Raw genomic sequence first — 21,019 nt, 5'->3', positions numbered from 1 at the left:
TGTGTCATGTCGTTTGAGTGATGGGGGGACGCAGAAGGGTAGACCATCCAGGTGTTGGACATCCTGGTGCAAGCCAGTAGGCTGTGGTTCTAGGCAAATCCGGAACCATAAGGCCGAGAGGTGATGCCGAGACATTATGTCGGAAGTGGTTGATCCCAGACTGCCGAGAAAAGCCTCTAAGCGAGATATGATACAGACCGTACCGCAAACCAACACAGGTGGGCGGGTCGAGCAGACCAAGGCGCTCGAGAGAACTCTGGTTAAGGAACTCGGCAAAATGACCCCGTAACTTTGGGATAAGGGGTGCCCTTTGAGGTGAACATCTTGCATGGTAAGCCTTGGAGGGTCGCAGAGAATCGGTGGGGGCGACTGTTTACTAAAAACACAGGTCTCTGCAAAGTCGCAAGACGACGTATAGGGACTGACGCCTGCCCGGTGCCGGAAGGTTAAGGGGACTTGTTATCCTTCGGGAGAAGCACGAAACCGAAGCCCCGGTAAACGGCGGCCGTAACTATAACGGTCCTAAGGTAGCGAAATTCCTTGTCGGGTAAGTTCCGACCTGCACGAAAGGCGTAACGATCCCCACACTGTCTCAACCAGAGACTCGGTGAAATTGAAGTCCCGGTGAAGATGCCGGGTACCCACAGAAGGACGGAAAGACCCTGTGCACCTTTACTACAGCCTGACATTGGATTTTGGGCTAGCATGTGTAGGATAGGTGGGAGACTATGAATCGGGAGCGCTAGCTCTCGAGGAGTCGCCCTTGAAATACCACCCTTGTTAGTCTAGAGTTCTAATCCTGACCCGTAAGCCGGGCAGGAAACAGTGTCTGGTGGGTAGTTTGACTGGGGCGGTCGCCTCCCAAAAAGTAACGGAGGCGCACAAAGGTTCCCTCAGGCTGATTGGAAACCAGCCGTTGAGTGCAAAGGCATAAGGGAGCCTGACTGCGAGACAGACATGTCGAGCAGAGACGAAAGTCGGTCTTAGTGATCCGGTGGTCCCGTATGGAAGGGCCATCGCTCATCGGATAAAAGGTACGCCGGGGATAACAGGCTGATCGCGCCCAAGAGTTCACATCGACGGCGCGGTTTGGCACCTCGATGTCGGCTCATCACATCCTGGGGCTGGAGCAGGTCCCAAGGGTACGGCTGTTCGCCGTTTAAAGTGGTACGCGAGCTGGGTTTAAAACGTCGTGAGACAGTTTGGTCCCTATCCTCTGTGGGCGTAGGAGACTTGAGAGGAGTTGCCCCTAGTACGAGAGGACCGGGGTGAACGATCCTCTAGTGGACCTGTTGTCGCGCCAGCGGCATAGCAGGGTAGCTATGATCGGACAGGATAACCGCTGAAGGCATCTAAGCGGGAAGCCCCCCTCAAGATAAGGTCTCCCTTGTCTTCGGACACTAAAGGTCCCTGGAAGACTACCAGGTAGATAGGCTGGAAGTGTAAGCGCAGCAATGTGTTCAGCTAACCAGTACTAATAGACCGTGCGTCTTAACTCTCTTCTTCCCTATGTTAACTAATATATTTGCATAGTTTGTCCTGGTAGCCATAGCGGAGAGGACACACCCGATTCCATTCCGAACTCGGCCGTTAAGCTCTCCAGCGCCAATGATACTCCGGTTTTAACCGTGGGAAAGTAGGTCGCTGCCAGGACATTTTTTAAAAAAGCCCCTCATCTCGAGGGGCTTTTTTTGTGTCCGTGGCCTGTCTCCACAGGTTTCCGACCGAGGGGAATCTGGGATCGTACCGCTTGGCCGACCGCCTCTTGCAAAAGGGCTGTGCCGGCGTTGGGGGCTACTTGGTCTAGCTCTCCTGCACCAGGCAAAGCGTGCGCCAGCAGTCCTGCCCCAGCCGCCTTCAACGCTCTCACGGGCGCAGTCATGCTGGCCCTGAGGGGATTTGGGATTCCACGGAAAAATGGCCACTGCTGCCGCGGCATGGTGGTCAGTGAATCCACAGCAAAGAGACCACCGATTCCTCACCATGGTGGCCTGAGGGCGGTGTTGTAGAGGTTTTTTGCTCCCCCGATGGGGGAAACTCATGTGAAATGGGGAACGGGAGCAGCATGCGCGGTGTCGCTCTGCTTGCAATTTTGCTGCTTACTGTTCGATTTTATTGATTTTTTTATTGTGCCCAAGAGTCGCACTTGCCCTTGGCGGGCAAATCGGCTACAAGGACGCTTTGACTTTGTTGCCATAGGTATCTGGGAGTGGGTTGAAGCGATGACGCTTCTTTGGATGCGGGCAACAGCATCATAGCGATATTCCATTGATGTAAGGAGGTTGGAGTACATGGCTGCAAGTGAAAAGATCAGTCAGATGCCGCAGAATCAGGCATCCAAGGCTGACTCCCCTGAGGAAAACATGGCCAATCCGGAAAAATTGCTTGAGGAAACACGGCGGGACATGGGCAAGGTAGGTCTGTTTGTCTCATTGTTGGCTGTCGTATTGGTCGTCGTTTTTTTCTACGGGATCAATCAGAATCTCACCGGCCTGGAGCATCGGGTCGATGAGTTGGCCTATCTGGAAGAGGATGTGGCCAGCCTGAACGAAAAAATGACCACCATGGACGGCAAGATCAGTGCCGTGGAAGGGGATGTCAGCTACCTCGACAATTCGCTGACGACGCTCGGTGAAAGTGTCCAGGGTGTCAAATCTCAGGTTTCCGGCATGTCCGAGGAAGTGGCTGCCGTTCAGGAAGATGTCACGCAAATGGACGCCCGTGTGGCCGAGTTGGAAGACCTTCCGGAAAAGACCCGGAAGATGCTTCTGGTAAACGCCCTGCAGGAAATCAATCAGAAAGCTGGCTATCTTGGCCAGCAGATGAGCGAAGAAGAAGCGGCCAAGCTTGAGCAGGCCCAGAAGCTCATGCAAGAGGTTCAGCAAGGCCTGCAATAAAGGCCTGGGACCGATTGTCCTGAAAGTTGAAGCGGCGCCTCTCTGCTCAAGGGAGGTGCCGCTTTTTTTGTTGCTCAATGCGGCTGTGGCTCGGGGTTGTAAATGACGCCTCCGGCCGGGAATTTCCGCACCCAAATCGCCTCCCAGAAAGCAGCTGTGCAGAATTCCTTATTAAGTGGCCGGAGTGGAGTCACTGCTTTGCAATTGGGGCGGTAGAGGTGCACATGCAATCGCCCCTTCGTTCGAGCCGGGTCAGTGCGTTCAACTATTTTGCACTTCGTCGATGCGCTGGCGGAGTTGCTGAAGATACGGTTTTAAGGTCTGGAGTTTTTCCGGGGATAGTGACTCCCCAGCGCAGCCCAAAAGAGTGGCCAGATGGTGGCAGCCCTGGATGCAATCTTCCAGCATCGTCGAGGTCTCGCACACACTCTCTTGGCTACACAACCGTTTCCAGGCGTCCCATTGGAGTTCGTCCTGCATGCCGACAAGGCGGTGCAAGTCTTCCAACCGATACTGGCTACTGTAGCGGCATCCATCTTTTATGGCTTCGGGGAGTTTGTTCAGTGCCAGGTAGGCATCTATTTCCTCCGGGGAGGACTGGAAGATTTCGGCGAGCTGGTTCTTTGTGAATTGGTAGGCGACGGCTTGCTGATAGGCTTCGGCGCGTTCGATCGGAGTGAGGTCCTGCAACAGAAGATTTTTTATAAAAGTGACCTCACAATATTTTTGGGCACAGTAAATAGCTGGGATGACATCCCATCCGGCTTGTTTCGCAGCCATCAGACGCCGCCCGCCCAAAATGAGCTGGAGTTGCCCCTCTGGGGTCTTGCGGAAAAAGACCGGTTGGAAGAAACCGTGTTCTTTGATCAGGCGGGTGAGCTTGTCGAGAATCACCTCTTCATTGATCTCGACCGTTGACTGGTTGGGATCGAAATGGAGATCGTTGACCGGGATGTGGTATAATTGTCCGTGGATATACTCTGACGGTGCCATAGTCCCCTCCTTTCTCCAACGACGAGATTCAGGATGACTATGGCAGAAAAAGGGGGACAATGGCTACAATTTTCGCGCAAAAGTTTTTTTCCGCCGTCGGGCAAAAAAAGACCGGGTTGCCCCGGTCTCCACTTTATTGCGTCGTCTGCGTAGCAGCATTTGTCCCGCTGGTGTGCCCAGAGAGGATGCTCTGTCCTTTTTCGGTCCGTTTCCAGGCCTCGAACAATTGCATCCAGTCCACAAAGTCCATAACGCTCTGGTCGAGCTGCTCTTCGTGGGCCTGGACCCAGAGGTTGAAGACGCTGATTTCGTTTTCAAAGCTTTTGCTGTTCAGGACCTGCGCCACCGCTCCCATTTCATGGTGCTGTCCATCAAGCTGGGTATAGATGAATTCCACGGTGTCCCGCTGGGCGCTTTCCGGGGTGATCGGCTTATTATTATATGTTTCGGCAAGTTGGGCCAGAAATGGATAGTTTTCAGAGATGTGCTGCATGGATTGCTCAGGAATCTCAATAACCAAGTCCTCACCTGATTCCTGTGTGAAATAAAAACGCAACCATGTCTCAAATTTACAGATGTCGGTGACATCTTTCAAAGCGGATTTGAATTTACTGGCCATAGACGGTCCTTTCGGGATTGAGGTTTTTCCGGGTCGGGCCAATGAGGAAAGTAAGGTCGCTTAGCCGGGCTGACAAGGCATCGCCTGAGGAAAACCATCAGCCAAAGTGCTTGTATCTGTCCAGGTAGTCGTCGAGGTTCATTGTTTCCTTGGATATCGAGTGCCGGGTAAAGCTGAAGCGAAAAAGGCACCAGGCGTCATTGTCGATAAGGTCGAGATGGCCCCGGGCATGATCCGGCAGTTTGCTGCGAAGGACGTCGAGGAAATCCTCTATATCGTCGGGGAAAATGCCTTCGAAAATAAATTCCAAGCTACCGTCAGCCGCCTGCTCCAGGGTACAGGGCGATAGATAGGGCTTGAGAGCGACCGTGTCGTTATGGTCCACGCCAAAAAGCGTGCCGTACAAACGTTGGGAAGGCGTCATAGTGCTTGGTTGCCCAATTCGCGTAGTGGTTTCTGACTCCGGAGCGTGGCCCAGGGGCTCGTCTGTTGCATATGGGACTGGTTCGTCATGCCGGGGCAGGGTTGCGGCATCTCGCGCGTTTTGTCAATATTTTCCACCTCTGCTACCAAAGGGTGTTGGCAGAAATACGAATTCGGGCCAGGAGCCCGGCGATCGAGGAGGAAAGCGATGGAACGACTGGCAGGGAAACAGATACTCTTTTTTGTCGGCCCGCTGTATGAGGATCTTGAGCTATGGTACCCGAAACTGCGTCTGGCGGAAGAAGGGGCGGCCGTGACGTTGGCCGGCCTGGGTGAGGGACGGTATGCAGGCAAAAACGGATATCCCTGCGCTGAGGATGTCGATGTGCGCGACATCCAGGCCAAGGATTTCGACGGGCTTGTCATTCCCGGCGGCTTTGCTCCGGACAAACTCCGGCGGTCGCCGGCGGTGCTCTCCCTGACCGCGGAGATCTTCCACAGTGGCCGCCTTGTGGCCCATATCTGTCATGCCGGTTGGGTACCCATTTCGGCCGGTATAATGGGTGGAATGACCTGCACTTCGACGCCGGCCATTCGCGACGACCTGGTCAATGCCGGGGCGACATGGGTTGACCAGGAGGTTGTCGTGGACAAGAACATGGTTTCCAGCAGAAACCCCCAGGATCTGCCCCGGTTTTGTCAGGAAATCATCGCCTTTTTGAGCGCGAAGTAAACGAGGGGTCAGCCGGACTGCCCATGCCCCCGGACTGAAAAAAGGACCCGTCCGAGCAGGTCCCCTCCCTCTTCGGCCTGCAAGGTCTGATCGCTGCCGGGCTCCAGGCGGACCCCGTCGGGCTGGAGCCAAAGACGACGGAGGATGATGCCCGTGGGCAAGGTCAGTAGAAAGATGCCACCGTCTGTCGCAGTCGTCTGGGCTTGGTCAACCGCCAGGATATCCCCAGGCGTAATCTCCGGCTCCAAGGCAGCTGACGGGGCATAGAGAACGACGGTTTGCTCTGGCGAGCCCCATTGGGAAAGCCATCCAGCGCTGACCGGCCAGCCGGGACGTTCCAGAGGACGCAGCGTCCCGGTACCGGGGTCGAGTTCGGGCCGCACCCAGGGCAGGGTGGCGATGCCTTCAGTGTGGTCCGCGGATGACATATCCTGTTCCGGCTCCTCGTCTTCGCCGGCCAACCAGACGGGGTCAAGATCGTAGGCCCGGGACAAAAGCAGAATCCAGCGTGAGGGGACGCTGTTTTTTTGTTTGACCAGCGAGATGGCGGCCCGGCCCACGCCCAGGACTTTGGCGAGCTGGGACTGATTTTCGATGTCAGTGGCCTGCATGACCCGCTCGAAAAAGGGGCTGAATTGGGTGCGCATGGATTCTGTCCTCTTTTTGCAGGGGCTGGGAATGGACAACTGGAAATTCCAGGTATCCTGACAGGGGCTCCATTTTGGTCCGGATCACCAGGCCTCCTGGGCGGGGTCCCGGTTATTCCCGATCCGGCCGCCGGGGCAGTGGATTGAGCCGGGTGCGTTTAGGAGAACTAAACCTTTCCCGCTCTTTTTCACAATGCAGGCCTGTCATCCGAGACGAACGAGACCGAGGCCGATCGCGACAGCCCCCACGCCCAGGACGGTCTGCAAGGCGAGATTGGACAGACCTAGAAAATAATGGCCTTCCTGGAAAAGGGCCGTGGTTTCAAAAGCAAATGTCGAAAAAGTGGTGAAAGCGCCCATGAATCCGGTCAGGATGATCACCCGCCACTCACCGGAGACCACGGGAAGGTGCTGGTCGAAATAGCCCCAGAGCAGGCCAAAGAGAAAACTCCCGACCAGATTGACTCCCAGGGTGCCGTAAGGAAATCCGGTGCCGAGCACGTGCTGGGCCAGCCGGGAGAGACCGTACCGACTCAGGGTCCCGGCGCCGCCGGCAACAGCAATCAGAAGAAGGCGCGCGATCATGAAAAGCGGTCACTTTGTTTATGATGGTGTGTTGTCAAACTGAACATTTCTTGTAATTCTGCGGTGACGAGGTGTAAAGTCCCTCTTTGCCGGACCCTGGAAGGCGGACTGGAACCGTCTCCCTGCCACCACCGGGGCGCTTCTGGAACACTTGGCGAAAAGGCGAATTTGTGCGGCTGGCGATACTTTCTGATATTCATGCGAATTGGGCGGCTCTGCAGGCGGTGTGGCAAGACCTGGAGGAACAGGGTGTCGACAGCGTCTATTCCCTGGGCGATAATGTGGGCTACGGTCCCAGTCCCCAGGAGGTGGTCGCCTTTTTACACAACCATAATGTCCCATCGGTGCAGGGAAACCATGAGCGCGGCCTGACCAACCCCGCCTCACGCGCCTGGTTTAATCCCCACGCCAGACAAGCCTTGGAGCAGACCCGGGCGCTTATGGATCCGCAATGGATAACGGTATTGAGCCATTATCCGCTGTATCGCGTGGTCCAGGGGGCCAGGCTCGTTCACGGTGCGCCCCCGGATTCTGCGCACACGTATCTGTTCGAATGGGACGACGGGGAGCTTCCGGAGTTATTTACCCGGTTTTCCGAGACGCTGTGCTTTGTCGGGCATACCCATGAACTGATGCTCGTATGTCTGGAAAGCGGACGCGCCCGGCGGGACGTTTTGCGGCGCGGGGTATTTGCCCTTGAAGCCGGGTCCCGCTATGTGGTGAACGTCGGCAGTGTGGGGCAGCCCCGCGACGGAGACAACCGGGCCAAGTATGTGATTTGGGATACCGAGCAGGCCAGTCTCGAGGTGCGCTTTGTGGCCTATGACATCCAGGATACTGTCGATCGTATTGGGGCGTGTGGGTTGCCCCGGGCGAACGCCACACGGTTGTGGTAATCTTGTGTTGTGTCCCGGTATCTGGGGCAGCGGGGTAACGTGGTCTGCAGCCGGGAACCGGTCCTTGTGCGGGATTTTCCGGCCTCAAAGTGGTGATTCAGAGGGGGACAAGGACAAACAATGCGTCATATAGGCAAATACGAGATTCGGGGGATGCTGGGCCAGGGGGGCATGGGCAAGGTGTATAAGGCACGGCTGCCGGTTGTCGGGAAACTGGTGGCCCTCAAAGTCCTGGCCCCCTGGGAGATGACCGAGGTGCTGCTGGGACAAGACGGGGTTCGGGAATTGTTCGAACACGAGGCGCGAACCCTTGCGGCCCTGCGGCATCCCCATCTGGCGCAGATTCTCGATTTCGATACCGACAGCCAGGGCCGCCCTTTTTTTACCCAGGAGTTTTATTGCCGCCATTTAGGCCTTGTGCTCGGTGAAACGGACTCCGAATCGCCTACGGCCCGTGTGCTGCCTCCGGAACGGGCCACACGGTATGCGTTGGAGATGCTGCAAGGACTGGAACGTTTGCATTGGGCCGGTATTGTGCACAGGGATATGAAACCGGGCAATGTCTTGCTCGGTGAAGACGACCGGGTCAAATTGATCGATCTCGGCCTGTCGCTTCTTCCCGATGCCAAGCAACGCTTCCCAGCCCAATTCAAGGTCGGCACGCCCCTGTATGCCGCTCCGGAACAGGAGTACGACCCCGCTTCAGTGACGCCAAGCGCGGACCTGTATAGCGTGGGGGTCTGTTTGTGGCGGATGTTGACCGGCGCTGGGCTGGACAATCCAGGGAGCGGCTCCCCATTGCCCAGTGTCCTTCGGCCGGCCTTGGGGACTTGCTGGGACGAGGTGCTGCGCACGGCCGTGGCGCCGGAACCGTCCAAACGACATCCCTCGGTTGCGGCGCTCTCCGACGATCTCCAGGAGGCCCTGGCTTGTTGGCACCGCACCCATGCGCAGACCTGCCTGCTTCCCGAGCATGAGGCTTCGATCTCCCCTCCACAGGCTAAATGGCCCCGGCGTCGGAAGGCCAAGGTCAGTCGTAAGGAAGCTGAGCGGGTCTTTGGGCTGGATCGTCGCGGCCAGCCGCAGTCGTATGCGGAACAGGCCTTCACCGCTGAGGGGCCGGGAGAGATCCGCGACCCCTTGCGGGATCTGGTCTGGGAACAATCCGGTTCGCCCTATCCGCTCAATCGTCGCGAGGCCTGGGCCTATGTCCAGACGCGAAACAGAGAAACAGGGCGCGTGGCTCGTCCCTGGCGCCTGCCCACTGTGAATGAACTTTTGACCCAGGTGGTGCCCCCGGACAGCCATCGGGATATTTGTCAGAGTCCGCTTTTCGACCCCGAGCGGTGCCAGCTGTGGAGCGCTGATGTCCGCACCGAGCTTGAAGGGTGGTATGTGGACACTGAACTCGGGTTTGTGGCGGCCCAGGACAAGCATTGCCGTTGTTTTGTCCGTCTCGTTCGGGAGAGGGAAGAGCAGTAGCAGAGTAATGGGAAGGAATGGTGTGATGGGAAAGAGGATCGGTTGTCTTTTGCTGCACGGCTACGGCGGTTCGCCGTATGAGATGCAGGGGATGGCGCACCTCCTCCGTGAACAGGGATATGCGGTAGAGATTCCCCTGTTGCCGGGGCATGGGAAGACCCTGGAGGATCTGCAGGCGACCCGTTTTCAGGATTGGCAGGACGCTGCCCTGCAGGCTTACGACAGACTGTCCGCTCGCGTAGAACAGGTCTTTGTCATTGGGTTATCCATGGGGGGGACGCTGAGTTTGGCGGTGGCGCAGCAACGTCGCCCCACAGGCGTGGTGACCATCGCGGCCCCCGTTTTTTTGTACCGGTATCTTCCCCTGCAGGCGACGGATTGGCGTTTACCGTTCGTGCCGTTTCTCCGCTTTTTCCGTCCGATGTGGCCCACCGGGACGAGTTCGGAACAGGCGCGGGAGATCGCCCCCTGGCAGGGGTATGAAGGGGCCCAGCCCTTGCACGCTTTGACCAGTTTTCTGAAAGGGTTGCGCCGTGTTCGGACCGGTTTGCCGCGCATTACCAGCCCGATCTGTGTCCTGCACGCCGAGGGGGACCAGACCGTTCTGGTCGATAACGCCTGGGAGATCTTGCGCCGGGTCCGCTCAGAGTCGCGCCGTCTGGAATTGTTTTCCCTTCAAGAAACGGTCACCAGTCACCATGTCCTGACCACGCACGCGGAGACCCGCTCCCGCGTGGGCGACGTCGTGTTGGAGTTCATGGCCGCCCATCTGTCCCGTTATCGCGAACCGACGCAATAGCCTTCCTCTATCCTTCCCGAAGATCAGGCACCAGCCTCTTCAGCAGGGGCCGGAAATTCAAAAACGGCTCCCGCTCCATACGGCAGCACCCGCCCAGAAAACCGCCGGGCGAGTTCGACAATGGCTTCACGCCCGGTGCAATGGCCGGGGGCGATCCATTGGACCCCGAATTCCTCGAGGGTCTGCAGGGACTCCTCCATCGCCCATTGCGGGGCGTTATTGAGGTGCATGCCGCCCATGACGCCGTTGAAGGCGGTGTGGCCGAGGCGCTCGCGCAGAGCGATCAACGTGTTCGCCAGCCCGCTGTGGCAGCATCCCAGAATCACCACCGGGCCGTCCGCGGTTTCCAGGACGAGACAGGCGTCGTCCTGGACCGGATCGGGGTATTCCCCATCGCGGTCCAGAAAGAAATGCGCCGTGGCGGAAAAATGTTCCGGATCCCGTTCGATGGTGCTGACAAAAGTCAGGCCGCGGGCGAGCAGGGCCGTGTATTCCACAGGAGAAAAACGGGGCAAAGTGGTCCCCGGCGGCAGGCCTATTGACCGGATTGCTTCGCCCTGCTTGAGCACGAACCGTTCCTGGTCTAGTACCGGGTTGCCGACGATGGTTCCCGCGAAGCCGGAGTGTTCGACAAGCGGCGAAATCCCGCCGGTGTGATCGTAATGGCCGTGACTCAATGCCACACCAGCACTGGCCGCCAGATCGATGCCGAGTGCGGCTACGTTGTTGAGAAGCGCGGCCGACTGTCCGGTGTCCCAAAGCCATTGCTGCCCGTTGGCCAAATGGATGTGAACGCTCAGTCCGTGTTCGGTGGCCAGACTGGAATCAATGGCGGTGTTGTCGATAAGGACTGTCACCCGGTGCAAGGTCTTCATGTCTCCGTCCTGGCCTGGGCCATGGCTTGTTCGATTTTCAGCTGGTCGTTTTTGAACAGCTTGTAGTTGATGGCGTCCTCAAGGGCCTGCCAACTCGCTTCAATGATGTTGTAGGAGACGCCGACAGTGATCCAGCGCGATTGGCTGTCCCCGGATTCGATCAAGACCCGGACATTGGAGGCCGTGCCCTCCTTGCCGTCGCTGGTGCGTTGCGGGGGCAGGACCCGGACCTTGAAGTCCAAAAGGTGCATTTCGGTCAAGGTGGGGTAGAATTTTTCCAGGGCCTTGCGCATGGCGTTGTCCAGGGCGTTGACCGGCCCTTCGCCAGCGGCGGCGGTGTGCTCGGTGACGCCCCCTACCTGGACCATGACCGTGGCCTCAGAATAGGGGTCTTTGTTTTCCTGCCGTTTTTCGTCCGTGACCCGAAACCCCAACAATGTGAAGTATTTTCGGGCCCGGCCCAAGGTCCGGTTGAGCAGGAGTTCGAAGGAAGCTTCGGCGGCGGAGTATTCGTAGCCGTTGCTTTCGCGTTCCTTGATCTGGGAGAGCAGTTCGAGGACGAAAGGATCGTTTTTGTCGAGGTGGTAGCCGTATTGTTTGGCTTTGAAGAGGATATTGCTCTGGCCAGCGAGATCGGAGAGCAGGATCCGCTGCTTGTTGCCCACTGTTTCGGGTTCGATGTGTTCGTAGGTCCGGGGATTGCGTCTGACAGCGCTGACGTGGATCCCCCCTTTATGGGCGAAGGCGGAGCGGCCGACAAAGGGCTGACGGTGGAAGGCCTGCACATTGGCGACTTCAGAGATGTACAGGGCGGTCTGGGTCAGTTTCGGGAGATGGTTCTCCGGAAGGCATTTGTGTCCCTGTTTGAGCTCCAGGTTCGGGATGATGGAACAGAGATTGGCGTTGCCGCACCGTTCGCCGTAGCCATTGATGGTCCCCTGGACGTGGGTGGCGCCTGATTGGACCGCCTGGAGGCTGTTGGCCACAGCCAGTTCACTGTCATTGTGGGCGTGGATGCCGAGCGAAGCCTGCGGCAGCTCCTTTTGGACCACAGCCATGATCTCCGCGATCTCCTGCGGCAGACTGCCGCCGTTGGTGTCGCAGAGCACCAGGGCGTCGACTCCGGCCTCATGGGCTTGGTGCAGGCAGGCCAGGGCGTATTCCGGGTTGGCCTTGTAGCCGTCGAAGAAATGTTCGGCGTCGAAAAAGAGTTTGGCCACCTCGTCACGCAGGTAGGCCAGGGAATTGTGGATCAGTTCCAGGTTGCGTTCCAGGGGGACCCGCAGGGCGTCACGAACGTGGATGTCCCAGGTTTTGCCGAAGATGGTCAGGACGTTGGTCCGGGCGTCCAGCAATGACTGGATATTGGGGTCGTTCTCCGGCGTTGTCCGGGCGTTGTGCGTGCTGCCAAAGGCGCTGACCCGGGCGTGTTTCAGGGTGTAATTGCCGATTTCCTCGAAATACCGTCTGTCTGTTGGGTTCGAGGCCGGCCAGCCGCCCTCGATGTACGTCACACCGAGGTCGTCCAGTCGCTGGGTGATGCGCAATTTGTCTTCAGCCGAAAGATTGACATCTTCGGATTGGGTGCCGTCGCGCAATGTCGTGTCGTAGATCTCTATTCTGTTCATTGCGATTGCCCCGGTTCCTCGCAGGCGGGTTGGGGTTTCTGGTCCAGTCCAAAGGCTTCGTGCAGGGTGCGCACGGTCAGTTCGGTGTATTTTTCGTCCACCAGACAGGAGATTTTGATTTCCGAGGTGCTGATGAGCATGATATTGATGTTTTCCATGCGCAGGGCTTTGAAGGCGATGGACGCGATGCCGGAGTGGTTGCGCATCCCCATGCCGATGACCGAGACCTTGCTGACCTTGGGATTGTGGAAGACAGCCTTGGCGCCGATCTGGTCTTTAATATTATCTATGATCTGAAGTGTTTGCTCGAGGTCGCCCTTGGGGACGGTGAAGGTCATGTCTGTGCGGCCCTCACGGCTGGGATTCTGGACAATCATGTCTACAACCACGCCGGCAATGGCCAGGGGTTCGAAAATAGTGGCCGAGATCCCGGGTTCGTCATAGACGTTGGCCAGGGTGATAAGGGCTTGGTCTTTATCGTAAGCGATTCCGGATACGAGTGCTGATTCCATGCTGTTGTCCTCCTGAACGAGCAGTGTCCCCGGGACGTCGGTAAAAGTCGAGCGGACATGGACCGGGACATTGAATTTCTTGGCGAATTCCACCGACCGGATTTGCAGTACCTTGGCTCCCATGCTGGCCATTTCCAGCATTTCGTCATAAGCGATTTTATCCAGTTTGCGGGCCTGGGAGCAAACATTGGGATCCGTGGTATAGACGCCATCGACATCTGTATAAATTTCGCAGACTTCTGCGTTTGTCGCCGCCGCCATGGCCACGGCGCTGGTGTCTGAGCCGCCCCGGCCCAGGGTGGTCAGTCGGTCTTCGCAGTCGCAGCCCTGGAATCCAGCGATAGCCAGGACGTCGTACTGCTCGAGCATGGCCTGCAAGCGTGGGGAATCGATATCCAAAATCCTGGCGCGTCCGAAATTGCTGTCCGTGCGCATGGGGATCTGGAAGCCGAGCAACGAGCGGGCCTTGATGCCCTGATCTTGCAGGAGCATAGAGAACAGCGCCACTGAAACCTGCTCACCGGTGGTGACCATCGAGTCCAATTCGGCGGGATCCGGGGTCGAGGACCATCTGTTGGCCAGGGAGAGCAGGTAGTCGGTTTGTCCGGCCATAGCCGAGAGCACGACAAGGACTTTGTACCCGTCGTCGAGCGCGGCGCGGACTTTGTTGAGAACCTGCTGCATGCATTGCAGATCGGCTACGGACGTTCCTCCGAATTTCTGGACCTTGATACGCATTGTATTGGACTCCTTTTCACTCTCTTCGGTAGCGCTGCGGCGGTGTCAAACCGCCCGGATAAGCGAGGCAGGCGCGGACTATTGGGGGCAGGGACCGGGGTTGAAGGCGGCGAGGGCGGAGCAAAGCGCTTCCTGATTGTCGTCGGCGCGCCCTGTCAGGGTCATACGGACCGCCCGGCCCGAATTTGTATGCTCAATATGAAGGGTCACGACGTCAGGAGGAAGGTCTTGCCTGGGCACAAAGCGAGCCCATTCCACAATCACGGTCGTGCCGGGGTGCTCGATCCATTCGAACAGGCTTTCGTCGGGCCCGGTGTCCTCGAGACGATAGAGATCAAAATGGGCGATTTGCGGCTGTGTGGGGTAGATGTTGCAGATATTGAAGCTCGGACTGCTGACCTCAGCCCCCCCGCCGCCAGGCAAGGCTCGGACCAGGGCTCGGACCAGGGTGGTTTTGCCTGCGCCGAGTTCCCCGTCGAGAAGCAGGATACACGCCTGCCACGCCTCATGGCAGGCGGCCAAGCATTGTCCCAGGCGTTGCGTTTCCTCTTCGTTGGCCAGGGGAAAGCATATTTCCGTACTCATCGCCGGTTACAGCAAGGTCTTCAAAACGTCTTCCTTGCCGAGGACGCCGACGAGGGTTTCGCCGTCGACCACGGGCAGGGTGTGGAAATTTTTGTCGACCATCAGGGAGGCGGCCTGATTGAGATCCGTATCAGCCGTGACCGTGATCGGATCGGGCGTCATGGCCTGCTCGACGGTGGTGGCGGCTATTTTTTGGACCTGCTTTTCCATCTGGCCCATGGAACTCAAGGGGATAAACCCGTCGAGTATGGTGAATACCGTTGGCAGGGGGAAGTTTTTCTGCTGCGTGATCAAGTCGCTTTGGCACAAAATCCCCACCAGTCGACCTTCATCGTCAACGACGGGCACGCCGTTGATATGGTTTTCGAGCAATTTTTTAGCGGCTTCGCCAATGGGGGTATCTTTTTGAACAGTGATCACGTTCGTGGTCATGATGTCAGCAACTGTGGGCATCGTGTGTCTCCTTAAAAACGAGGGGCAGGATGTCGGCCAACTCCGTGGCTCGGTTGCCTCTGTAGGGGTATCTCTCCCGGAGGAGTTCGCCGGCGAAACCATGCCAATACACGCCGAGGCAGGTGGCCTGCAAGGGGGAAAGGGAGCTGTTGCGTAAGCTGCCTATCAGACCGGCCAGGATGTCGCCAGCGCCGCCGATGGCCAGGTTGGCGCAGGCGATGGGGGAGACGTACATGGGCCGGTTGGGCGCAGTGATCAATGTATTGGCCCCTTTGAAGACCATAGTGCACTGGAAATCCTGCACGGCCTGGCGCAGGATAGCTGGTCGGTTTTGCTGGACTTCATTGTTGGATTTCCGGCACAGCCGTGCCATTTCCCCGGGGTGGGGCGTCAGGATGCATTCCTGATCCAGATGTTGGACACATTGTGGATCCTCGGCCAGCCAATACAGCGCGTCGGCATCGATGACCGTCGGGGGGTGTTCGCTCTGGAGGTAGGCACGGAGGAAATTCCGGCTCCCAGTGTCGCGGCCCAGCCCCGGGCCGATGACCACGCTGTCAAAGCGCTCGAAATGGGGACTCAAAGCCTCAATGAGGGATCCGCTCCATTTGCCTCCCTCACCAAGGGGCAGGGTCATGATGTCCGCTGCGCCGTTTTTGACTTCGGAAGCCAGCGCCCCCGGAATAGCGATGGTCACCAAACCTGCGCCACCGCGAAGGGCGCCGAGGGCGGCCAGATGGGGGGCGCCGGTCAGTCCTTCAGAGCCGCCGACGATGAGAACATGTCCGGCCGTTCCCTTGTGCAGGTCGTCCTGCGGAGCGGGGTACAAGGAGAGAATGTGCTGGTCGAGGCCGAAATGACTGGGCGGGGCGTCTTCTGAAACCCGGGCGGGCAAGCCGATGGAGCGGACATGGAGGTTGCCGACATAGGGGCGGCTTTCAGCCATGAATAAGCCGACTTTGGCAAAGGCAAATGTGGCGGTGGCGTCGGCTTTGACCGCGGTCGGGCTCGGCAGGCCGGTCCAGCCATTGATCCCGGAGGGGATGTCCAGGGCAAAGACAAAGCTGTTTTTCCCCATGCGATTGATATGGTTGATCCAGTCTTTGTATTGCTTGTTGAGCAGGCCCCGGAACCCAGTGCCGAGCAGGCCGTCGACCACGATGTCGGGATGGGTCAAGAAATCGAGGTTGTATTCCGGCAACCGCACCAGGGGAACCTCGGTATTCAAGGCCAACTGGAGGTGGTAGGCGGTTTCCCGGGTGTATTCCTGTTGCGCCTTTTTGTGCAGGACCATCACCTTCGCGCCCATGTCGGTCATATGCCGGGCCAGGGCAAAAGCGTCGCCGGCATTGTTCCCGGAACCGGCAAAGACCACAGCGGATTTCCCCTGTAAGGATCCGAATTCCTCGAGCAGGACATGCAGAGCCTCGCGGCTCGCGTTTTCCATGAGCATTTTGGCGTCAATGCCGTAAGTGTCGATGCTGGTTCGGTCCCAAAGGGCCATTTCGTCCGGCGTTGGCAGGGGAATGTACATAGTCAAAGACTCCTTGTCTGACCGCTGGAGCAGTTCCGGAACAGAGGGGTTTGAGCCATCGCACCGTCAGAATCACGGCATGTCGAACACAATCGGGGTTACGGCGATGTCTTCGTTTCTAAAACCACCACAGCCACAGCGTTGTCGCGGCCATGCGTCATGCTGACATGGCAGGAGACCACACCGAGGACGTCGGCCTGAATACGGGCCGGACCGAAAAAGGCTATCTGGGGCTTTCCGTGCGCGTCGGAAAGAATTTCCAGGCACTTCGGTGTGATGCCGTGACTGAATCCTGTCCCGAGGGCCTTGACGCCGGCCTCTTTGGCCGCGAAACGGGCGGCGAGCGCCGGAACAGACGGCGTGTCCAGGGCGTGTCGCTCTTTTTCGGTGAGGATCTTTCGGGTGAAATGGTCACCGAACCGATTCCAGATGCGGGCGATGCGGTCGGTTTCGACAATATCAATTCCTAACCCGACGATCATGACGTGTCCTTGGCAGCTAGCGAATGGTGCAGCAAATTGCTGATACAGAGCCCCGGCAGGAGCAAGGGGCAAAACCCTCGGACGCTCACGTCTGGGAATATACCTTCGCAGCAGGAATAGCGCGCTGGGAAAGGTTCCCGGTCGTGGTCTCCCTCTCGGGACCGTTTTTTGTCAGGAATCGGGATGGTTTGAGGTGCAACCGGTTCGATACCGATCCTTCTGGCCAAACGCAATCCAAAGGGATTTCAGGGTTACCGGGAATTGTATCGTTATGCCGCAGCCTTTGAGGTTTTTGGGCGGTCTGCTTTGGGAGTGACCATTGTACCGCTTAAGGGGCAAAGGTCTTGATAATGGAGACCATATCCCGGACTGCCCGGTCCAATCCGCTCAATGCCGCCCGGGCGATGATGCTGTGCCCTATGGAAAATTCGTGAATTCCCGGGACAGTGGCAAACCCATAAATATTCGTGTAATTCAGGCCGTGGCCCAGATTGACTTTCAAGCCGAGATCCTGGGCTTGGCGGATGCCTTCGAGCAGCCGGGTCAATTCCTGCTGTTGCGCGGTCCTGCTCGTGGCGTCGGCAAAATGCCCGGTGTGGATTTCGACATAGGGCGCCTGGATCGCAGCGGCGGCCTTAATTTGTTCGGGTTCGGCGTCGATAAAAAGGCTGGAGAGGATCTCGCGTTCGTGGATGGGGGCCAGGTAGTCCCGCAATTCGGTCTCCCGCCCCCGGAGATCGAGACCGCCTTCAGTGGTAAGTTCCTGGCGCTTTTCCGGGACCAGGCAGACCATGTGCGGGGCGGTATTCAGGGCGATCTTCTGCATTTCCGGGGTCGCGGCCATCTCCAGATGGAGATTGGTCTTGACCGTCTGGGACAACAGAGCCACATCGCGGTCCTGGATATGCCGCCGGTCTTCGCGCAAATGGACGATGATTCCCTCTGCCCCGGCGAGTTCGGCCATATGGGCGGCTGTAACCGGGTCCGGTTCGATACCGAGACGGGCCTGGCGCAGGGTGGCTATATGATCGACGTTGACAACGAGTTTGGGCATTTTTTTCTCCTTAAATTTGAAATTCTTGATTGGACTTAGCTGTAAAGTCAAGGCTTGGGAAAAGGTTCACGAGCTATCTGTCCAGGCCTGTTTGTTTTTTTGTGGCAAGTTTGGTGGTCGTTGTTCAACTTGCCGGAATTGTATGGAAAATAGATTTGAGAAAAAAACTTGACCAAGTACAACGTGACAGGTCATGTAAGTATTGTACTTTAATGAAGTTTTGTTTTGATGGTTTGAAAATGTTCACGTTGCGCGAAGTCTGAGGTCGTTATTTGCAGATATTTTGCCGAGGAATGCCGAATGCCATGTTTGGATCAAAGTAGCGGAAAGGCCTCTGGCCAGCATGGGCTCACTCTTTTAGAGGTCCTTGTTGTTGTAGGGATAATTGCTGTTATCTCGGGTATAGGATTTGCGATGATTTCGAGTCAGGGTGCTGAACTCCGTTCAGCTGTACGCTCCACTCGTTCCCACCTCATGCAGGCTCGCCTTGAGGCCTTGAAGCGGTATTCGACCATCACCTTTTCTTTGTCCCAGAATGGTTATAATGCTACTAACAGCGATGGCAATGTGTTATTGTTTTCAAAAAAATTTCCACGAGGCGTCTCAGCTGTTGTAAGTAGTGAGAATGAGGAATTTAATTTTACCCCTTTAGGGGTAGTTAAGAATAAAAATGGAAGAGCAAAAAGTTTCGTTTTTGATGTTAAAAATAATAAAAATGACTCGGTTAGAATGCGCATAAGCGCTGCCGGAAATATTAAAGTGATGGATTAGCTCATGAGCGAAAAAGGTTTTTCTCTTATTGAGATGCTGGTTTCTATGTTTTGTGTCGTGATTATTATGGTTTCGGTTTATGATGTTTTTTCAAGGCAGTCCGGGATAAATACTGTAGAGCAAGGCATATTGGATTTACAGCTTAATAGTCGCATCGCTATCGATAGATTGGATTTTTTGTTTTCTCATGCGGGGTTTGGGTGCGCTGATTCTTTTGCGGACGGAGATAGTTTACAGGGTGAGGATGATGTTGGGGACTCTGTTGTTATTGAGAATGCTATCAGTACGATCGTCGATTCCAATGCATCAGCAGGATCAGACTCCGTTGTCGTAAGCTATGGATTCCAAAAGGTGGGTGAAATTGAAGATATGCCTTCCTCGACCCAAATAAATGTGGAAAATGAAAAGGGTCCTTCTGTAGACGAAAATGCAAATTTTAAAAATTATATTTCCTTCTATCCGGATATAGCAGGAAACGTTTTTTATGAAGTCGGTGGCTCATCAGAGCCTTTTTCTGTGGATAGGAGCTTGGATACCATAGCTAAAAATGGGACTGTAAGTATATATATGGTTGGCCCTGTAAAAGTTTTTCTGGAAAATAGCGTTTTGCAATTTCGAAATTATGCATACAACAGTACTGCATGGAATGCCACAGAGCATGTGGAAAGAATTCAGTTTGAGTATAGCACTGATGGGCAGTCATGGGAATCGAGTCCTACCGATTTAGAAGATATACAAGCTGTTCGTGTTTTTCTTCTAAGTCGTTCGTCACGAAAGGATCCAGGGTATACCGACACCAAGACCTACGATATGGGGGATGCGACGGTTGGGCCATTCAATGACCAGTATCATAGAGATTTAGCCAGGAAAACCATATGGATTCGCAGTCAGTTAGAAGACTAGATCGTGGCGCCGGGTTTACATTGTTAGAGGTGTTGGTCGCCATCGTGATTCTGTCCGTAGGTATTATGGCCTGGGCCCTGGCGCAAAATCAGCACATTCAGGGGCGTGCGTTGAGTGGCGGACTGACCAAAGCGACGGAACTGACCCAGTCTGTTCTCGAGGCGAATGCCACAGAGGTTGCCGGCTGGGATGCGAGCCGTTCCAGCACCAACGGAACCGTACAGTATACATTCGCCAACCTCACCTTCACAACGTTTTGGGAGGTGATTGAAGGGTCTGCTCCCTTCGGGAGCGCGAATCTTTCGACATGGCAGGTTCACTGTGAAACGACATGGACGCAATACGGGGAGCACCGGGTTGCAATGGAACGCTTGGTGGTGGGGCAATGAAATCTTTGTCGCGTATGTGGAAGTACCGTAAGAGCCCGTTTTTTGGAGCATCTGGCGTGTGCGAGCGCGTGTTGTCCACGTCGTGTTGGACCCGGACCCGGTCTCGATCTGAATCTGGGGCTGTGCTCGTCCTGTCGCTGATCGTTCTGGCTGTTTTGAGTATCCTCATAGCTGGGTTTGGCCAGGACACGAAGGTCGATCTCTTTTTGTCACGTAATCTGCGGTTGAAAAATATCGCTCACAATTGGGGAGAAGCGGGGCTGGATGTCACCCGCGAGGTCATCGCCCACGCCGGAGATACCCGTGGCGGGGATGCCAACGCCACGTTCCCCATCGTTATCGACGGGGAGACATTTAATGTCGAAAATCCCGGCGACACGCTTTTTTGGGGCAATGGAACCGTCTTGCTCAGCGACGCCGAAGATACCTTGCGGGCCCGAAGCCGGGTTCGCTTCCAGGGGACGCAGCAGCAAGAAGGGAATTCGATAATTATCGCTGCTGGTTACGAAGGGATCGGCAAAGGCGCCGGTTCTGGAGGGGCTTTGGCCCTGATCTATTCCATCCAAACGAACAGTACAGCACCAGACAGCAACGCCCGTCAGCGGATGGCCGAGATCTACCGCTTCGCCTTCGGGGGGATGTGAGTTTGCTACAGGAGCCGAATATGAATGTAACGTTCCAGCAGTTCGGAAGAGTGTTTGCCTTTCTAGTTGTCCTTGTTTTTTTAGCCCTTCCTGCAGGGGCTTTGGACGATGAAAATGGGACGTCTTCTCCGTGCCAAGGCTCCTGGGAGTTGGTCAAGGAGGGTGACTGGTATATTGAGCAGGGAGATGTCCAATTGCCGGTAAGCGATGCTGTCCGTATTCTTGGGTGTACCGGAGATGCGATCAAGCTGAGTAAGGAACTGCACGGTGTAGATGTCCAGGTCAAATGTCGCGTTATTCAACGTGGCGAAGAGAGAATACGAGAAGTTGTCCAGCTACATCTCATCTGTTGGTAACTGGTGGATGGATAAGGAGAT

The 21,019-nt window shown here is 56.4% G+C and carries 23 protein-coding genes and 2 rRNA genes (1 of these 25 cut by a window edge); 12 read left to right on the top strand and 13 right to left on the bottom strand.

Translation table 11 applies throughout. The annotated features are described in order from the left end of the window. The 3 genes from DRET_RS08570 to DRET_RS13045 form a co-directional block, all read left to right on the top strand. Positions 1-1,499, top strand: a 23S ribosomal RNA gene (locus tag DRET_RS08570); it begins 1,442 nt to the left of the window's first position. A 39-nt stretch (positions 1,500-1,538) separates the two neighbouring features. Continuing rightward, positions 1,539-1,653 (top strand): 5S ribosomal RNA (gene rrf, locus DRET_RS08565). Positions 1,654-2,291: 638 nt separating this feature from the next. Then, entirely contained in the window at positions 2,292-2,897 is a 606-nt protein-coding gene (locus DRET_RS13045) for a hypothetical protein (RefSeq protein WP_015752144.1), read from the top strand. 261 nt (positions 2,898-3,158) lie between these two features. Here the strand turns inward: DRET_RS13045 and DRET_RS13040 are convergent, their stop codons facing one another. The 3 genes from DRET_RS13040 to DRET_RS08540 form a co-directional block, all read right to left on the bottom strand. Continuing rightward, positions 3,159-3,890, bottom strand: a complete 732-nt coding sequence (locus DRET_RS13040; RefSeq protein WP_015752143.1) for a ParB/RepB/Spo0J family partition protein — start codon at positions 3,888-3,890, stop codon at positions 3,159-3,161. Between the two features lie 133 nt (positions 3,891-4,023). Continuing rightward, a complete protein-coding gene (locus DRET_RS08545) occupies positions 4,024-4,509 on the bottom strand; it encodes a hypothetical protein (RefSeq protein WP_015752142.1) in 486 nt (161 codons plus the stop codon). 97 nt (positions 4,510-4,606) lie between these two features. Next, the gene (locus DRET_RS08540) at positions 4,607-4,933 is read right to left on the bottom strand and encodes a hypothetical protein (protein ID WP_015752141.1); all 327 of its coding nucleotides are present in this window, start codon (positions 4,931-4,933) and stop codon (positions 4,607-4,609) included. 207 nt (positions 4,934-5,140) lie between these two features. On the opposite strand from DRET_RS08540, the gene DRET_RS08535 reads away from it, so the two are divergent. Beyond that, positions 5,141-5,665 carry a type 1 glutamine amidotransferase domain-containing protein gene (locus DRET_RS08535; RefSeq protein WP_015752140.1) on the top strand — a complete coding sequence of 175 codons (525 nt, stop codon included), beginning with the start codon at positions 5,141-5,143 and terminating at the stop codon, positions 5,663-5,665. Between the two features lie 8 nt (positions 5,666-5,673). Here the strand turns inward: DRET_RS08535 and DRET_RS08530 are convergent, their stop codons facing one another. Both DRET_RS08530 and crcB read right to left on the bottom strand, forming a co-directional pair. Continuing rightward, complete coding sequence (locus DRET_RS08530; RefSeq protein WP_015752139.1) at positions 5,674-6,312, bottom strand: LexA family transcriptional regulator; 639 nt, start codon at positions 6,310-6,312, stop codon at positions 5,674-5,676. Between the two features lie 204 nt (positions 6,313-6,516). Continuing rightward, entirely contained in the window at positions 6,517-6,897 is a 381-nt protein-coding gene (crcB, locus tag DRET_RS08525) for a fluoride efflux transporter CrcB (RefSeq protein ID WP_015752138.1), read from the bottom strand. A 170-nt stretch (positions 6,898-7,067) separates the two neighbouring features. On the opposite strand from crcB, the gene DRET_RS08520 reads away from it, so the two are divergent. The 3 genes from DRET_RS08520 (at position 7,068) to DRET_RS08510 (ending at position 10,074) form a co-directional block, all read left to right on the top strand. Continuing rightward, entirely contained in the window at positions 7,068-7,793 is a 726-nt protein-coding gene (locus tag DRET_RS08520; RefSeq protein ID WP_015752137.1) for a metallophosphoesterase family protein, read from the top strand. 120 nt (positions 7,794-7,913) lie between these two features. Then, on the top strand, positions 7,914-9,275 hold the full coding sequence (locus tag DRET_RS08515) for a serine/threonine protein kinase (RefSeq protein WP_015752136.1): 1,362 nt from the start codon (positions 7,914-7,916) through the stop codon (positions 9,273-9,275). Positions 9,276-9,300: 25 nt separating this feature from the next. Beyond that, positions 9,301-10,074 carry an alpha/beta hydrolase gene (locus DRET_RS08510; RefSeq protein ID WP_015752135.1) on the top strand — a complete coding sequence of 258 codons (774 nt, stop codon included), beginning with the start codon at positions 9,301-9,303 and terminating at the stop codon, positions 10,072-10,074. A gap of 23 nt (positions 10,075-10,097) precedes the next feature. On the opposite strand, the gene DRET_RS08505 is transcribed toward DRET_RS08510, so the two are convergent. The 8 genes from DRET_RS08505 to DRET_RS08470 all read right to left on the bottom strand — a co-directional run bounded on the left by DRET_RS08505 (position 10,098) and on the right by DRET_RS08470 (position 17,935). Further along, entirely contained in the window at positions 10,098-10,949 is an 852-nt protein-coding gene (locus DRET_RS08505; protein WP_015752134.1) for an MBL fold metallo-hydrolase, read from the bottom strand. Further along, positions 10,946-12,577 (bottom strand): citramalate synthase, encoded by a 1,632-nt coding sequence (gene cimA, locus DRET_RS08500; RefSeq protein WP_015752133.1) that lies wholly within the window; start codon positions 12,575-12,577, stop codon positions 10,946-10,948. Before cimA ends, DRET_RS08505 begins: the two co-directional genes overlap by 4 nt. Continuing rightward, positions 12,574-13,827 (bottom strand): aspartate kinase, encoded by a 1,254-nt coding sequence (locus DRET_RS08495; RefSeq protein WP_015752132.1) that lies wholly within the window; start codon positions 13,825-13,827, stop codon positions 12,574-12,576. Before DRET_RS08495 ends, cimA begins: the two co-directional genes overlap by 4 nt. 78 nt (positions 13,828-13,905) lie before the next feature. Beyond that, positions 13,906-14,412 (bottom strand): tRNA (adenosine(37)-N6)-threonylcarbamoyltransferase complex ATPase subunit type 1 TsaE, encoded by a 507-nt coding sequence (gene tsaE / locus DRET_RS08490; RefSeq protein WP_015752131.1) that lies wholly within the window; start codon positions 14,410-14,412, stop codon positions 13,906-13,908. Positions 14,413-14,418: 6 nt separating this feature from the next. Next, entirely contained in the window at positions 14,419-14,865 is a 447-nt protein-coding gene (locus tag DRET_RS08485) for a CBS domain-containing protein (protein WP_015752130.1), read from the bottom strand. Then, on the bottom strand, positions 14,849-16,399 hold the full coding sequence (locus tag DRET_RS08480; RefSeq protein WP_015752129.1) for a bifunctional ADP-dependent NAD(P)H-hydrate dehydratase/NAD(P)H-hydrate epimerase: 1,551 nt from the start codon (positions 16,397-16,399) through the stop codon (positions 14,849-14,851). Before DRET_RS08480 ends, DRET_RS08485 begins: the two co-directional genes overlap by 17 nt. A gap of 98 nt (positions 16,400-16,497) precedes the next feature. Beyond that, positions 16,498-16,881 carry a holo-[acyl-carrier-protein] synthase gene (locus DRET_RS08475; RefSeq protein WP_015752128.1) on the bottom strand — a complete coding sequence of 128 codons (384 nt, stop codon included), beginning with the start codon at positions 16,879-16,881 and terminating at the stop codon, positions 16,498-16,500. A 328-nt stretch (positions 16,882-17,209) separates the two neighbouring features. Next, entirely contained in the window at positions 17,210-17,935 is a 726-nt protein-coding gene (locus DRET_RS08470; RefSeq protein WP_015752127.1) for a pyridoxine 5'-phosphate synthase, read from the bottom strand. A gap of 300 nt (positions 17,936-18,235) precedes the next feature. Between DRET_RS08470 and DRET_RS08465 the strand changes: the two genes are divergently transcribed. The 5 genes from DRET_RS08465 to DRET_RS13815 all read left to right on the top strand — a co-directional run bounded on the left by DRET_RS08465 (position 18,236) and on the right by DRET_RS13815 (position 20,998). After that, on the top strand, positions 18,236-18,706 hold the full coding sequence (locus tag DRET_RS08465; RefSeq protein WP_041281971.1) for a GspH/FimT family protein: 471 nt from the start codon (positions 18,236-18,238) through the stop codon (positions 18,704-18,706). Positions 18,707-18,709: 3 nt separating this feature from the next. Continuing rightward, entirely contained in the window at positions 18,710-19,609 is a 900-nt protein-coding gene (locus DRET_RS08460) for a PilW family protein (RefSeq protein WP_015752125.1), read from the top strand. After that, on the top strand, positions 19,582-19,998 hold the full coding sequence (locus tag DRET_RS08455) for a type IV pilus modification PilV family protein (RefSeq protein ID WP_015752124.1): 417 nt from the start codon (positions 19,582-19,584) through the stop codon (positions 19,996-19,998). The genes DRET_RS08460 and DRET_RS08455 overlap by 28 nt, the downstream gene beginning before the upstream one ends. A 71-nt stretch (positions 19,999-20,069) precedes the next feature. After that, the gene (locus tag DRET_RS08450; RefSeq protein ID WP_167317799.1) at positions 20,070-20,642 is read left to right on the top strand and encodes a hypothetical protein; all 573 of its coding nucleotides are present in this window, start codon (positions 20,070-20,072) and stop codon (positions 20,640-20,642) included. Between the two features lie 20 nt (positions 20,643-20,662). Beyond that, the gene (locus DRET_RS13815) at positions 20,663-20,998 is read left to right on the top strand and encodes a hypothetical protein (protein WP_015752122.1); all 336 of its coding nucleotides are present in this window, start codon (positions 20,663-20,665) and stop codon (positions 20,996-20,998) included. Positions 20,999-21,019 lie beyond the last annotated feature (21 nt).

It is taken from the genome of Desulfohalobium retbaense DSM 5692, from assembly GCF_000024325.1.
Classification (GTDB): domain Bacteria; phylum Desulfobacterota; class Desulfovibrionia; order Desulfovibrionales; family Desulfohalobiaceae; genus Desulfohalobium; species Desulfohalobium retbaense.
The sequence above is the reverse complement of the archived record's forward strand: the minus strand, read 5'-3'. Positions and strand labels throughout refer to the sequence as shown.